This window comes from Clostridium chauvoei, from assembly GCF_002327185.1.
GTDB lineage: Bacteria > Bacillota > Clostridia > Clostridiales > Clostridiaceae > Clostridium > Clostridium chauvoei.
The window spans coordinates 2,117,293-2,132,632 of record NZ_CP018624.1; the positions used below are offsets into that span (position 1 = coordinate 2,117,293).

A 15,340-nucleotide genomic window follows, 5' to 3' on the forward strand; every position below is an offset into this window, starting at 1 on the left:
TATAGTTCTATTTAAATTTGAAATAAGAAACTACATATGATGGAATTATTAATAAAGTTGATAAAATTTTATTCGGAGTATTTTCTTTTATATTTATCTTTCTATTTAAACAAAATGAATTTAATACTAATATTACTCTTAAACATCTATAAAATTTTTTAACTCCCTTAATTTCTCTTGATTTTTTATATCTACTATTAAGTAATTCCAAAACGCCTCTTGGAGATTGCTTCCATAATTTTTTATAATTTTTTGTTAAACCATCCTCTAAATATTCCATAATATATATAACTCTATTAATTATATATAATGCTCCTATATTATCTAGCTTATTATATAATATTTCCTCACTTAAAAATTTTTCTCCTTCAAATTTAATAAAATAATTTTCCTTTAAATATTTAGTTCTAAATATTAAAGCTGTTTCGCCCTTTTTACCATACAAATTATATAAGTCACTTAATGTAGCTCTATTTATTCCAGCTTTAAAATAATTACCCATAACATTATTTATTGAATATCCTCTTAATGCTACAATTCCAATACATGAATTTAAATTTGAAGCATTTTTTAATATAAATTCAATAGCATTAGGTATTATATAATCGTCAGAATCTACACAAAAAAATAGCTCTGTTTTACATAATTCAACACCTTTATTATGAGCTATATGTTTTCCTGAATTTTCTTGAAAATGATATATTATTTCTATTTTTTTATCTAACTTAAACTTTTCTATTAGTTCCTTAGTCCCATCATTTGAACCATCATCTACTACAAGCCATATAAATTCTCTACTAGTTTGTTTTAATAAACTTTCATATAATCTATACAATTTATTTTTTCTATTATATGTAGGCGTAAATATAGTTACCTTCAAAAAAATCCCCCCTTTTTATTACTTTTTTTATAAATTAAGTCTGCTAAAAATACTAATGATAAATTTAAAAATATATTAGATAAAAACCCCTCAGTAATTCCATAAATAGAAAAAAAAGCTATAACAAGTAATTCTTCTTTTCTCTCTAATTTTATAAATAGGTTAGTAATTATAAAATATCCTAACATATATATTATAAATACTATTAGACCATAATTTATCAACAATATAACATAACTATTATCTATAAGACGTGAATCATTAAACAAATTATGTCCAAATAAAGTAATTTTATATGAGTTTAAGAAATGATACGAATATTCTACCTGTTAATATATTATCTAATTTATATAAAATTTCATACTGGTTATATAGTTTTGCTGTAACAAAAGTAAAAATTACGCTTATTGGCATAATATATTTGAATATACTATAATTAATATGTTTTTTAATTCTACTTAATATATAACTAACTATAACTATCATAATAATTGAATAAAACCCAGTTCTACTTAATGAAAAGTTATATATAAAAAAATTTACCGCCAAAATGATACTACAATTTATAATATTTAACTTTTTATAATTTAAATATATAAATAAAACTACTATTATAAATAAATTACTATGTAATAAATTAGGATGATTATATCCTAATGAATATCTAGTTATATAGCCTATTCCATCTCTCCAATGTACATACTGTTTATTTGGTATCATACCTATTAATGATGAAAAGATTATAGTGAAATATATTATAACTTTTATATTTAATGATAAACTAAATAATTTCTTATATTCAATATTTTTCATACCTATTATAGTTAAAATACTTAATAAAACACCTGCTCTTTTACTTATATAAAAAGTAAACATTCCAATTATAATAAGTATTGCTATTATTATAATTTCTCTTCTTGTATATTTAGTTATAGTTAATTTTATTAATAAGAATATAAATGCCATAATTGTTATAATTCTCAAAATAAAATTATTTGCACCTAAGCCTATACTTTTTCCGATTAATATAAATATAAAATATAAATAAAATAAAATTTCTTCTTTATTTAAATTACTCATTATCAATCCTACTTTTTATTATATCCTTTATTTTATTATATCTTTTGAATCCAATGATACTTTTTATTGATGATATTAATTTTATTTTCACTTTTTTTTGTGGTGTTAACCATGTTCCCTCAAACCAATGTATTGCTATAGTATTATGGGTAACTTTAGGATTACTACTTCCAATTTTTAATGGTGAGAAAAAATCATTTGAATATATAGTTATCTCATCATTAAGTAAATTTTGTATTCTATTATCTTGCTTTAAACCATGGTTTAATAAAATATCAGTAACTACTCTTACATTAGTTAATTCACTTTCTCTTCCATTTTTTATAAATCTCCTATTATTGTAAGTATCTAACCAGTTTTTAATTATTATGTTATTTTTTCTCGCTCCTATTGTAGCTGTAGATATTAACTCATCATCTTCAAACCCTAAAAAAGCATTAGAGTCTAATAAGGCATTAAAATCAGATAATATTTCTACATCAGTATCTAAATATATTCCTCCATATTTAAACAAAATATCTAATCTTACATAATCTGATACAAATGCATATTTTCCTTTATCATATGCTTCCTTAATGTATAAATTTGCACTAATATCAAAATTATCTTCGTTCCATTCCATAATCTTGTAACCATCTAAGTTTTTCTTCCAACTTTCTATACATCTATTTGCTAATTCAGATTTTTCCCCTCTCCCAAACCAACAATAATGTATTATTTTAGGTATCCCACTTTTTCCCATTATAGTCTCCTTTTATTAACTCTAAACATTCTTTCTTAAAGTTCTCTACAAACTTATCTGTTGCATTCTTATAATCTTTATTTAAATTTTTTTCCCTATTTAAGAAATTATTGATTTCTTCATCTAAAAAATTAATATCATATATGGCTATAATTTTTTTTTTCATTTCTAATTTTTTTGTAAAATACACTTGATGATCATCTACATGCTCCCCATATTTTTTTTGTCTTGGAACTACTATAGGTATTTTATTAAATTGAAAAGGTAAAAATATACTTCCTGGACCACCATGAGTTATTATTATTCTTGAATTCTTAGTATAATAAATCATTTCTTCAGATGTTATCATTTCTTTATAATCACAATTTTTAGGAATATACTTTGTATATCCAATTTGCATAAATATAGGCTCTATTATTTTTTTTTCATCTATTAAATTATCAACCTTTTTTATTAATCTACTAAAATCTTGTTCATGAGTACCTACTGTAACAAAAATCATTATATTATTCCCCCTAAATTTATTCCTTTAGGATAAAACTTTTTTTGTTCATTCCATTGTAATATGAATTTATCAGTAACAGGATATACTACTTTTCCGGTAATTGTTGGCAATTCAATTCTATCATAAACTTCAATATATACAGTTTTAGCTCCAAATAATTTCCCTAAATAGAAGAAAGGAATTGATACCGCTGCTCCAGTTGATATTATTAAATCTGGCTTCTCCTTTATTAGTATTTTAAGTGCTAGAAAAGTATTTTTTGTTAAATTCTTTAAATTTCTATTTGTAGGAAAATAACACCAATATTTTTTTCATTTTCTAATAATGATACTGAATCTAATTTATTAAATGTAACCCAAAATCTATCATGTTCCTCCCAAAATTTCTTTAATAAATACAAATGTGTAAGATGCCCCCCGCTTGATCCAACTAAACATATTTTCATTTATTCTCTCCTTTTCAGTTTTTAATTATTGTAGCTGCAATTTCTTGCTTAGCTTCAACTTCCATATTTAAAACTTCTCTTCTACCTACTGAGTAATACTCAACTTTTTGACCCTCTGCATCCTTTATGTTGTAGCAGTTCCTTCCGTCAAATATTATAGGATTTCTCATTAAAGTTTTATAAACCTCTAAGTCTAATTCCTTTATTTCTTTCCATTCAGTAAATATAAATACCATATCTGCATTCTTTAATGCATCTTCAGGATTATTTACATATTCTATTTCTGTAGGATATTTTTTCTTAAAGTTTTCTATTCCTACAGGATCATAAGCTACTATTTCTGCACCTTCATCAAGTAATCTTCTTACATTAGGTATAGAAGGTGCTTCTCTTAAATCATCTGTTCCAGGTTTAAAAGTTAATCCAAGTACAGCTACCCTTAACCCCTTAAGATTTCCAAATCTTTGTTTAGCTTTTCTAAATAGCTTAAATTTTTGATTTTCATTTACTTCTATAGTAGCTTTTATAGTTTTTATTTCATAGCCATTATCATTGGCTAACCAATGTAGAGCTTTAGTATCTTTAGGGAAACATGAACCTCCATATCCTATACCTGCATTTAAGAATTTATCTCCAATTCTCTTGTCATAGCTCATTCCTTTAGCTACATCTTCTATATCAGCTCCAACTAATTCGCAAAAATTAGCTATTTCATTCATAAAGCTTATTTTTAAAGCTAGAAAATCATTTGAAGCATATTTAATCATTTCAGCACTTCTTCTGTTAGTAACTACTATTGGTTGATTAAATGGTTCATAGACATTTCTTAAAATATTTCCTGCATTTTCTGATTCAACACCTATTACTATTCTGCTTGCATGAAGTGTATCTACTACTGCTGTACCTTGTGCTAGAAATTCAGGATTTGATGCAACTTCTACCTTTACTTTGTTAACTAAATTATCTTTTAAATATTCTTCAACTCTATCATTTGTACCGATTGGAACTGTAGATTTTACAACTACTAATGCATTATTCTCTAAATTTTCTGCTATTTGTTTGCATACCCCAAAGACATAATCTAAGTTAGCTGATCCATCTTCTCTTTCTGGTGTACCAACTCCTATAAAAATTATGTCTGCATCTTTATATGCACTTTTATAATCTGTTGTAAAATTTAATATCCCTGCATCATGGTTTTTCTTTAATATTTCATCTAAACCAGGTTCATATATAGGTGAAATTCCTTGTTTCATTAGTTCCACCTTTTTTTCATCTATATCTACGCAAGTAACCTTATGCCCTACTTCCGAAAGACATGCTCCTGTAACAATCCTACATAGCCTGTCCCTGCAACTACAATTTTCTTATTCATCTCATTAGCCCCCTTATAATGTTTAACATGCATTCTTATCACCAAATAAAACAAAAAATGTTTTAAATATAAGATTTATATCTAATAAAAGACTTCTATCATTTACATATTTAATATCTAGCTTCATCCAATCTTCAAAATCAATATTATTTCTTCCTGATACTTGCCAATAGCATGTAAGCCCTGGTTTTACTTCTAATCTTTTCATCATCCAAGGTTCAAACTCTTTTACTTCTTGTGGAAGGATTGGTCTAGGTCCTACTAAACTCATTTCTCCCTTTAAGATATTGATTAATTGTGGTAATTCATCTATGCTTGTTTTCCTTATAAACTTTCCTATCTTAGTAATTCTAGGATCATTTTTCATCTTAAACATTGGACCTGACATTTCATTTTGCTCTGCAAGCTTCTTTTTAAGTTCTTCTGCATTTACAACCATTGATCTAAACTTGTACATATTAAATTCTTTACCATTTAAACCAATTCTTTTTTGAGAAAATACTATAGGTCCCTTTGACTCTAGCTTTATTAAAATTGCCACTACTATTAAAAGTGGGCTAAGTAAGAGTAATCCACATATTGAAGCAACTATATCTATAACTCTTTTAGTTACTTCATATAAATATCTATTTTTTTTCAACTCTCTAATCTCTATTTCTGGTGTCTCAATCCCTGCTCTCTCCACCCTTTTTCACTCCTCTCAATAAATAATAAAACACCCTTTTATCTCCTACTAAATACCGAAAATAAACCTTTCTTTTTAGTCTTTAGCCTTCTTCCTTGAAAGCTTATTTCTTCATTATTTAATAGTTTTTCCCCATTTGTTTCTAAAAATCTTCCGTACCCTTTTTTAAGTTGTTCTAATGTTTTTAAGGCTTCCTGCATATTGGCAGTTCTGTTTTCATCTCTATGTGCATCTGAGCCTATAAAGCTATAGATATCATTTTTCAGGAATTTTATGGCTGTATTCTTTACATCTTTGTTAAAATAACCTATCAAACTACCAGCATTTAGCTGAAACAAGTACCCTGCTTGTATAAATTTATTTATAAGTTCTGGTTTTTTTATAAAATTTAAATATCTTTCTGGATGTGCTATAACTGGTACTATTCCTCTGATTTGTAATTCATATAAATTATCTAAAATTTCTTCTATAGAAAAATCTCTTTTTCTAAACTCTATAAGCATATATCTTGAATGGTTTATAGTTTTTATGAAGCCACACTCATAATATTCTAAAATTTTTTCAGTATAACATACTTCTTGCCCCAAATAAATCCCTATATCTATTCTATTTTTTTCAGCTAAAACCTTAAGGTCATCTACCTTTTTTTCAAGCTCACTTATCTCTATTTCATAATGCCCCCTAATGAAATGTGGAGTAGCTACTATGCTTTTAGTTCCTCCACTTACTGCTTGCTTTAGCATTTTCAATGCCATTTCCTGTGTTTTTGCCCCATCATCTATTTCCCATAATATATGTGAATGAATATCTACCATTATTTAATTTTCTCCATAGTAATAATAGTAATTACCGCTATCATTATCTACTCCATTTAAAACTGTTCCCATTATATGTGCATTAACTTTTTTAAGTAAATTTACTGCATTATGAACTGATTCTCTCTTAGTTTCTTTAGCTCTAATTACAAGTAAAGTTCCATCTACTTTTGTAGATAAAATTTGTGAATCTGTTACTGCTTGTATAGGTGGAGTATCTATGATTATATAATCAAAGTCTTCCTTTAACTCTTCTAATAAATTACTCATTGCCTTTGAACTTAACATTTCTGAAGGGTTTGGTGGAATTTTACCTGAAGGTAATATAAGTAAGTTTTCTCCATGTCTTTTTAAAGTATTTGATAATCTTTCTTTACCTATTAATACATCTGATAATCCAGTTGCATTAGATACTTTAAATTTTTTATGTATAGATGGTTTTCTTAAGTCACAATCAATTAGTACAACTTTTTTCTCCCCTTGAGCTAAGGATAATGCAAGATTTGCTGCTGTAGTTGATTTTCCTTCTCCTGGCTCTGAGCTTGTTATTACTATAGCTTTATATTCTTTATCAAAAGATGAATATTGGATATTTGTTCTTAGTGTTCTATAGCTTTCTGCAATTACCGATTTAGGTTTATTTTCTACTACTAACATAATAACCTCCTTAATTAATGTTTACTTTTATGATTATTTTCTTCTAAAAAGCTAGGGATAACCCCTATTACTGGAATTTCCAAATCTTCTTCTAATTGTTTCTTTGTTTTGAAAGAGTTATCTAAGAATTCTAGTAAAAATACTATTCCTACTCCAACCATTGCTCCTAGTAAAAATGCTATTGCTATGTTCATTTTTTTATTTGGACTTACTGGTTTTTCTGGTAGTGAAGAATTCTCTAATGTTTTTACATTTCCATTTGGAACTAATTCTGAAGATTGTTTTATAAATTCATTTTTAATAGAATTTATTACCTTAAATGCTATTTCTGGTGAATTATTCTTATATTTAATTTCAAGGATTTGAGTATCTGCAACTGGTACAACTGTTAAGTTAGCTAGTACATTTTTAGTTGTTTCATTTACACTTATATTACTTAGTGCAGTATTAATTAGATCTTTTGTTTTAATAACTTCTGAATAAGTTTTTAATAATTTTTGATACATAACTACATCATTTTGGTTATAACCTTCTGTTGATGTTTCTTCTTTTCCTATAAATAATTTAACTTTGGTTTCATATTGTGGCTTAATTAAAAAGAACGTTACAACTGCAGATAATAATGTAGTAGTTAACGTCGTTATAAGTATAATTTTCCATCTCTTTTTTAAGGATTGAAATATCTCCTGTAAGCTTATCTCTTTTTCCATTTTGCCCCCCGATTTACTTTTTATTAAAATTCTGTTTTAAATTATATCAAAATTTAATCATTTGTAAATAAAATAGCCCCTTTATTCAGAAAGTGTAATTTGTCGTATCCTTTATTTATTTTTATAAATTGAATAGTATATTTTAAAAATTACTAAAATACCCTTTTCGCTCTATATTTAACTTTCTATTTTTTTATCTTTTTTAAATAGTATTATTTTTTTCTATCAGAATTAAATAATTGCTTTTGCTTTTTAAATGTCGATTTTTTTGTTATGATTTTCTTGATTTACATAATAAATTTAAATATTTCATTCTTTTTTAATATAAAATAATCCGTTTTGTAAAAAAGAGATATTGGAAATGAATCTTTCATTTCCAATACCTCTTTTAATCTTATAAACTTTTTGACACTTTCACTAAATCAAATATGTCTATTATTCCATCACTATTTAAATCTAAATAAGCTTTAAAGCCTTGTTCTCCACTACTTTTATTATAGTCTACAGAAATTTTTGCTAAGTCTTCTATATTTATTTCATCATTTTTATCTATATCTTCTTTATTGTACCCTGGTATAAATGGTGTATTTACTTCATTTATAAGTTGAACATTTGAAGGTCTTATAAAACCTCTATTTTTCCAAGGATAATCTCCATTATATTTACCGTTGCTTAATGGATCTGTTCTTTCTGGAAACATTTCATATAATCCTAAGTTATTAGTTTCTCTGTAAGTTAATGCGGTTATATTTCCTTTATATCCACCCCATCCACTTACTGTTGGGTTTATATCATATAAAAGATTTCCTCTATCATCTGTAACTTTATTAACTCCAGTGTAAATAGCTAGTTGATATCCGTTATAATCTGTTAAGTTAAAATATGAATCTATATTAAAAGCATGTTGTCCTGCTTTTTCTCCCCAAAATGGATCTGATGCATATTTTACATTTGCTCCTAGTTGTTTATCTCCAAAGTATCCACCAAAATATCTATAGTCTGCTGGATCTGCATATCCTCTTGAGATATATGTTTTGCAGAATTCTCTTACACAGTCTGCTGGTGTTGCAAATGAATCTGCACTTCCTGCTGCATCAAAATCATAGGCTTTAATTCCAAATAAATTATTGTTTTTTTGTGCTATAGGTGAGTCTCCATTTCCTGATTCATTCATGGCTAAACCTAGTATTAATAAAGGGTTTGTCCCATATTTATTTTGACATTCTATTAATACTTTTCCTAAACCTCTTAACTTACTTGTAGGTTTAGTTGCAGCATTTATGAAAGCATTTATTTCCTCTGCTGTATGGCTTGTCCTTGTTCTAAAAGGTAAATACTGATAATAACTATAATATGGTGAATTAGGATTTATTGAATTTTCTTTAGTATCATTTTTTAAATCTGTTATTAACTTATTTAATCCTTCTTGTATATCTCTTCCTTCATAAAAATAGTGTCCATCATAGCTATAATAATCTTTATTTGGCTCTAAATATGATGGTGCTAATCCTATTTTTATTGAATTACCATTTCCATTCCATGAAGTCATATTATTAGATATGAAATGATATAAATATCCATTTTTAACTAGATAACAACTTGGATTTGTTACTTGGTTTATAGGAACTACAACTAAATCATAATTATCTGAGTTTTGATTTTTATTTAACCACCCATTGTAACCATTTATTTGTACCTTAGCTGAATTTCCTCTGTCTTCAATAATAGGCACATCATCTATATATCCATGATTTATATAAGTAAATTCTTTTTTTAATTCTGGATTTGAATATACAAGTGTTATATTATTGTTGGTTTTATCTGGTTGCTTATTAATATGCTTCCATACTCTTCCCATGGAATTAGTTGAATAAACAACTTCTCCTCCAGCATTTATTACTGCTGGTATTATTGTTCCTTGATATTCTTTTACTTCTTCATTATTTTTTCTAAAGTTTCTGCTTTTTTTATTGCATCCTCTACAGTATCTGCTTTGTCCATATATTTATAGCTTCCGTCACTATAAGCTAATGCAACTTCAAAGTTAGCTGTAGTTTCTTTTTCTAAAAGCTTTATATTTCTTGATTCTTCTAATTTCTTTCTTACTTCTTCTTTCTCAGCTTGTGCATAGTTTGGACTAAAAAATTCTAAATCTCCTACTTTTATCTCTCCATATATTGTTCCTTCTTTACTGTCTTCTTTTGTATCATCTAGAGCAAATACATTAATGCTTGGTATTATAATCATAATAGCCAATGCTAATGATAAGCATTTTTTTAATCTGTTCATAACTATACTTCCTTTTATTTGATATGTTTATTTATTTTTTCTTTTCTTTATTATAATAGTTGTTGTTGCTACCACTATTACTATTGCTAATATTGCAAGTTCTGTTCCTATTGCTATTTTCTTTTCTTCTTTATTTTCTGCCAAGGCTTTTTCTTCTGGCTTCTTTTCATCATTTTTAGCTTCTTCAGATTTCTCTTGGCTGTTTTTATTTTCTTCTGATGTTTTTTCTTCGCTATTTTGGCTTTCCTCTGCTATTTCTTCAACTTGAGTTTTTTCTTCTTTATTTAATCCTAAAAAGCTTAATATTTTTTTATATAAACTTGGTTTCTTTGAAGTTGAAACATTTTCTACTGTTTTAGTTTCTACTTTTTTAGTTTCTTCTTTAGTAGAATCGTCTTTTTTGTTTTCATCCTCTTTTTTAGTTGTAGCTTCTTCCCCCTTTTTTTCATCTTGAGGCTTTGACTTATCATTGAAGTTAAATGGCATCTTTGAAACTTCATAAGCTTCATTAACACCTATTAATTTTACATCCATATTATCTTTTGTTACTTTTAAATCTGTATCTTTTAATACATCTGCTTTTATTTTAACTATATTCCCTGAACCTGTTATCCCATCTACTTTTCCTGTAAAAGTCATTTGGTAAACTGCTCTATTTCCATCTTTAGCAGTATCACCACCAAGTTCAACACAATTGTCCTTGCTTTCTTTTATTAATCCAGCACCTTCAATTGACTTTACTTTTATTTCTTCTGGATTATAAATATAATTAACTGACATAGCATAAAGTCTTGTTACGTTATCAACATTTATGTTTATTGTAATTTCATTTCCTACTTTAGCTTGTCCTTCGATATCAAAATTAACTGAAGCATCATTTACTGCAAATGCTTTAGTTGTAAATATACTTAAAAATATTATTAAAAAACTTATAATTTTTTCATAATTTTCTCCTTTATTTCTTATAATTATATATTAAAATTTATACATTTACTATAATTATATCATATTATGTATTTACACATAATATTTTGTATTAATTTTAATTAAATATTTAATCTAGTTTGAATTTAATGTATAATAAATGTATTAATAAATTTAGAGGGGATGATTAAAATTAAAAACTTATCTAAAATTCTAACATTTACTTTATTTTTAAACTTTTTAGTCTTAACAATTCCTACTTTTGCTGAGGAATTGGAAGTTCATACTGGTACTTTAGTTATGGATGAATACCAAACTTTTAATGGTGAAGTAACTATGGACAACTTATATTCAAATAATGCTGTAGACGAATTAATTAAAACTGCTATTTATAACGGTTTAAAAAATGTTCAACCTACTATAGACTTAAGTAGATACTGTATGTATATGAATAACGATTTAAATATGGCAGCTAACTTATTTTTCAAGGTATTAGCTGAACATCCAGATATCTTTTACTGCACTAATTCTATAAGCTACAGTTATTCTCTGAACTATAATAATCAAATTGTTGGCTATTCTTTATTAGTGAAATATGCTTATGATACTCCTACTATTAATACTATGAAAGTTGAGCTTAATGATAAGGTATCTTATATTAAAAACAATTTAATAAATGATTCTTATAGTGAATTAAAAAAAGAATTTATAGTTCATGATTATTTAACTCAAAATTGTACTTATGATGCAGAAAATCTTAGTAAAAATACTGTTCCTGCAATTTCACATACTGCTTATGGTGCTTTAGTTAATAAAGTTGCTGTTTGTGATGGTTACTCTAAAGCTGCTAAACTTTTATTAAATGAATGTGGTGTTGAATGTGGTGTTATTGTAAGTGATCAAATGCATCATGCTTGGAACTATGTAAAAATCGATGGAGAATATTATCAATTAGATATAACTTGGGACGATCCAGTTCCTGAAAGTAATAGACTTAACTATTCTTATTTCAACCTTACAAATGCAGAAATGGCTAAATCTCACCAGTGGGTTCAATCCGATTACCCTGTTGGGACAAGTTCTCGATTTGGCTATTTAAGAACTACTCCATCTTATCAACTTACAAGACTAGATGATAGATTATATTATGTTAATAGTAAAAAATTATTATCTAGCAATTTAGAAGGTGAAGATATTAAAACAGAAGTTTCAAAATTCACTGGAAGTAATCTAGTTGGATATGATAATTACATCTACTCAACTTCTTATACTTGGTTTGTACCAGCACCTGAACCTACATATAAAATATCTAAATTAAATTTAAAAGATAATACTTCTGAAGATGTATTTACTTTTGATGGTAGATTCTCAACTATGTATCTTAAGGATAATAAACTTAATGTAGAATATACTTCTAATGGAGTTAATAGTACAAAGCTTATTGATCTTCCTGAAGCTATAGTAAAAGATGTTAGAGATCTTAATAATGATGGTGAAGTTGATGTTTTAGATTTATCTCTTGTTGCTAGTAAATATAATTTATCTTCAAGCGATAATGACTTTAAAGCTGAATATGATTTAAACAATAATGCTTTTATAGATATATTTGACTTAGTACCTATATCTAAAGCTATGCAATAAAAAGGACAAGCTCTAAGCTTGTCTTTTTATTTAATTTCCTTTGAAATCATAACTAAGTCGAAAATATCTACTATTCCATCTTTATTTAAGTCAAAATTATCATTCCAATCTTCTTCGTTTTCCGTTGAATTATACTTAACTCCTAAAGCGGCTATATCGTGTATATCTATATTTTTATCTTTATTTATATCTTCTATTTTATGTAAATTACCATTAAAAGTTATAGGTTGAACAACTTCCCCTGAGAAAATACATTTTTCATCAGGTATGTTTCTTTCTTCCCTATCTTTAATTTCTATGTTTATTTCTTCTTCAAAAGAAAATTTTAATTCTTGTATATTATTATCATTTACATTGTTTACCATAATAGCAGTATTTGTTCCATTAGCTATACCACTATTTGATATGTCTTTAAATTTACCTTTGTCCTTAAAGAAACCTACAGGCTTCTTTATTACTAATTTCCCATTAGCTTCTACATTTTTTAAAGTTATCTTTTGATTAACTGCTGAAACGTACTCTAATTCTTTTAAATTACTTAATGGAGTTAAATCACTTATCTTATTATTATCTAAGCTTACCCCACCTAAATATTGACATCTCTTTAATACAGATATATCTTCTATTTGATTATTATCAGCATAAAATGCTTTTAAATTCTCTTTTCCTTTTAAAGGTGTTAAATCACTTATCATATTATTTTCCATAAGTAAATATGAAAGATTATTAATATTAGTTAGCGCCTTTATATCTTTTATTTTATTCATATTGATAAATAAGTCACGTAACTTTGTTAAGTTTTCAAGAGGCTTTATATCCTCTATTTGATTTAGATTTATAGCTAATTGCCTTAATTCTTTTAAGCTACCTAATGGAGTTATATCTGTTAACTTATTACCTTGTAGTTCTAATGTTGTTAATGAAGTACAATATTGTATTCCATCTAAGTCAGATATATCTGAAAAATTCAAATATAACTCTGTCATTTTTGATAATTCACGTCTTGTTAACTCTCCATCTAAGTTTCTACGTAAATATTTATTTATAGCGCGCTTTAAATTAACATCCTTAAATTGTACATATCCTTCTCTTGAAATAGCATTATATTCTGGTATTTTAACCTCTACTTCTTCTGCTAACACCTTTACTGTTGGTAACATAAAAGAACTTCCTATTGCTAATGCAATCATTCCTGCTATTAATTTTTTTTTCATATAATACTCCTCCTATATTATAATTTATATTTATATTGACTTTGAAACTATAACTAGATCAAATATGTCAATTATTCCATCTTTGTTTAAGTCACAATCTTCATTCCAATTTTCATCTATGTCTTTTTTATTGTAATGTATTCCTAAGTTTGCTAAGTCATTTATATCTATAGACTTATCTTTGTTGATGTCTTCTACTCTTAAAGCATTCGCATTAAATTCTACTGGTTGAACTACTTTTCCAGAGAAGGTAACTTGCTCCCCATTAATATTAAGTTCCTCCTTAAAATTAAAGGATAGATTGTTTATATTATTATTTTTTATACTATTCCATGTTAAATATTTATTTGCTTTGATTGCTTGTCCATCATTTGATAAGTTTTTAGCTTCTTCATATCCATTTATAGATTTAACTGGATTTTCTAATATTAATCTTCCGTTAACTTCTTTATTTTCTAAAGTTATTTGTTGATTATCTAACTTTACTCTTTTTAATTCATATAAATCAGCTAAAGCACTTATATCTGCTACATTATTATTAGACATATGTAATAATTCTAATGTACTAAATTTATTTAATACTGATATATCTTTAATTTTATTATTTCCTATATCTAATCCCTTTAAATCTTTTATATCCTCTATTGGGGTTAAATCTTCTATTTCATTATATGATACTCTTATCCACTCTAAGTTCTTTAACCCTTTTAAGACATTTATATCTTTTAATCCATTTTCACTTAAATCTATAGAAAGTAATCCTTTTATATTTCTTATAACCTCTAAATTATCTATTTTATTCTCATATAAATCTAAATATTTTAATGAATCTAATTCTTCTAATGGTTTTATATCTTTTACTAGAAGATTACCTAAACTTAGATCCTGTAGTCTTTTTAGATTTCTTAATGGATATATATTGCTTATTTTATTACCACCTAAATATAATTCTCTTAAATTAGATAATTCTGATAATGCACTTATATCTTCTATTTGATTTACATTTAAAAATAAGGTTCTTAATTTCTTCAAATTTTTTAATAAATTAATATCACTTATTTTATTATCTTGTAAATTTAATTCTTTTAAATTTGTACAATATTGTATTCCTTCTAGATTAGAAATATCAGTAAACATAGCATATAGTTCTGTTAATTTCTCTAGCTTCCATTTTGGAATATCATCATTTTCTTTTTGTCCAATTGCTTTATTCATTGCTTTTTTTAAGCTAACATCTGGAACATCTACATATCCTTCTCTTACATTTAATTCTTGTAGTCTCAATTCTTCTGCAAATACTTTTACCGTTGGTTGAAGTAAAGAAGTTCCAAGTATTGCTGTCATTATAACTGCTGTCAATCTCTTTTTCATCAATTAT

Annotated in this window: 16 protein-coding genes and 1 pseudogene; 1 reads left to right on the forward strand and 16 read right to left on the reverse strand. The window is 26.1% G+C overall.

The annotated features are described in order from the left end of the window. Positions 1–7: 7 nt before the first annotated feature. The 14 genes and pseudogenes from BTM21_RS09945 to BTM21_RS10010 form a co-directional block, all read right to left on the reverse strand. Complete coding sequence (locus BTM21_RS09945; protein ID WP_161493078.1) at positions 8–880, reverse strand: glycosyltransferase family 2 protein; 873 nt, start codon at positions 878–880, stop codon at positions 8–10. Between the two features lie 291 nt (positions 881–1,171). Then, positions 1,172–1,960, reverse strand: coding sequence for a hypothetical protein (locus BTM21_RS09955; RefSeq protein WP_079481105.1), 789 nt, complete (start codon positions 1,958–1,960; stop codon positions 1,172–1,174). Then, positions 1,953–2,702 carry a glycosyltransferase family 32 protein gene (locus BTM21_RS09960; protein ID WP_079481104.1) on the reverse strand — a complete coding sequence of 250 codons (750 nt, stop codon included), beginning with the start codon at positions 2,700–2,702 and terminating at the stop codon, positions 1,953–1,955. The genes BTM21_RS09955 and BTM21_RS09960 overlap by 8 nt, the downstream gene beginning before the upstream one ends. Next, on the reverse strand, positions 2,680–3,204 hold the full coding sequence (locus BTM21_RS09965; protein WP_021874834.1) for a glycosyltransferase: 525 nt from the start codon (positions 3,202–3,204) through the stop codon (positions 2,680–2,682). Before BTM21_RS09965 ends, BTM21_RS09960 begins: the two co-directional genes overlap by 23 nt. Beyond that, on the reverse strand, positions 3,204–3,443 hold the full coding sequence (locus tag BTM21_RS14005; RefSeq protein ID WP_341429553.1) for a hypothetical protein: 240 nt from the start codon (positions 3,441–3,443) through the stop codon (positions 3,204–3,206). The genes BTM21_RS09965 and BTM21_RS14005 overlap by 1 nt, the downstream gene beginning before the upstream one ends. 35 nt (positions 3,444–3,478) lie before the next feature. Then, positions 3,479–3,652, reverse strand: coding sequence for a hypothetical protein (locus BTM21_RS14010; protein WP_242944829.1), 174 nt, complete (start codon positions 3,650–3,652; stop codon positions 3,479–3,481). 14 nt (positions 3,653–3,666) lie between these two features. Continuing rightward, positions 3,667–5,027, reverse strand: a pseudogene (locus tag BTM21_RS09975) (UDP-glucose dehydrogenase family protein). A gap of 22 nt (positions 5,028–5,049) precedes the next feature. Continuing rightward, positions 5,050–5,682: a sugar transferase gene (locus BTM21_RS09980; protein ID WP_242944849.1), complete on the reverse strand. Its 633-nt coding sequence runs from the start codon at positions 5,680–5,682 to the stop codon at positions 5,050–5,052. A 68-nt stretch (positions 5,683–5,750) separates the two neighbouring features. Then, entirely contained in the window at positions 5,751–6,527 is a 777-nt protein-coding gene (locus BTM21_RS09985; protein ID WP_021874829.1) for a tyrosine-protein phosphatase, read from the reverse strand. A gap of 3 nt (positions 6,528–6,530) precedes the next feature. After that, entirely contained in the window at positions 6,531–7,184 is a 654-nt protein-coding gene (locus BTM21_RS09990; protein WP_021874828.1) for a CpsD/CapB family tyrosine-protein kinase, read from the reverse strand. 14 nt (positions 7,185–7,198) lie between these two features. Beyond that, positions 7,199–7,894, reverse strand: a complete 696-nt coding sequence (locus BTM21_RS09995; protein WP_079481103.1) for a YveK family protein — start codon at positions 7,892–7,894, stop codon at positions 7,199–7,201. A gap of 394 nt (positions 7,895–8,288) precedes the next feature. Then, positions 8,289–9,752 carry a glucosaminidase domain-containing protein gene (locus BTM21_RS10000; RefSeq protein WP_096145425.1) on the reverse strand — a complete coding sequence of 488 codons (1,464 nt, stop codon included), beginning with the start codon at positions 9,750–9,752 and terminating at the stop codon, positions 8,289–8,291. Between the two features lie 71 nt (positions 9,753–9,823). Next, complete coding sequence (locus tag BTM21_RS10005) at positions 9,824–10,183, reverse strand: hypothetical protein (protein ID WP_096145426.1); 360 nt, start codon at positions 10,181–10,183, stop codon at positions 9,824–9,826. Positions 10,184–10,210: 27 nt separating this feature from the next. Beyond that, entirely contained in the window at positions 10,211–10,963 is a 753-nt protein-coding gene (locus tag BTM21_RS10010) for a hypothetical protein (protein ID WP_096145427.1), read from the reverse strand. 327 nt (positions 10,964–11,290) lie between these two features. On the opposite strand from BTM21_RS10010, the gene BTM21_RS10015 reads away from it, so the two are divergent. Continuing rightward, entirely contained in the window at positions 11,291–12,748 is a 1,458-nt protein-coding gene (locus tag BTM21_RS10015) for a transglutaminase domain-containing protein (RefSeq protein WP_021874824.1), read from the forward strand. Between the two features lie 26 nt (positions 12,749–12,774). Here the strand turns inward: BTM21_RS10015 and BTM21_RS10020 are convergent, their stop codons facing one another. Together BTM21_RS10020 and BTM21_RS10025 are read right to left on the reverse strand one after the other, a co-directional pair. Beyond that, on the reverse strand, positions 12,775–13,962 hold the full coding sequence (locus BTM21_RS10020; protein ID WP_021874823.1) for a leucine-rich repeat domain-containing protein: 1,188 nt from the start codon (positions 13,960–13,962) through the stop codon (positions 12,775–12,777). 30 nt (positions 13,963–13,992) lie between these two features. Then, positions 13,993–15,333: a leucine-rich repeat domain-containing protein gene (locus BTM21_RS10025; protein WP_021874822.1), complete on the reverse strand. Its 1,341-nt coding sequence runs from the start codon at positions 15,331–15,333 to the stop codon at positions 13,993–13,995. Positions 15,334–15,340: the final 7 nt, after the last annotated feature.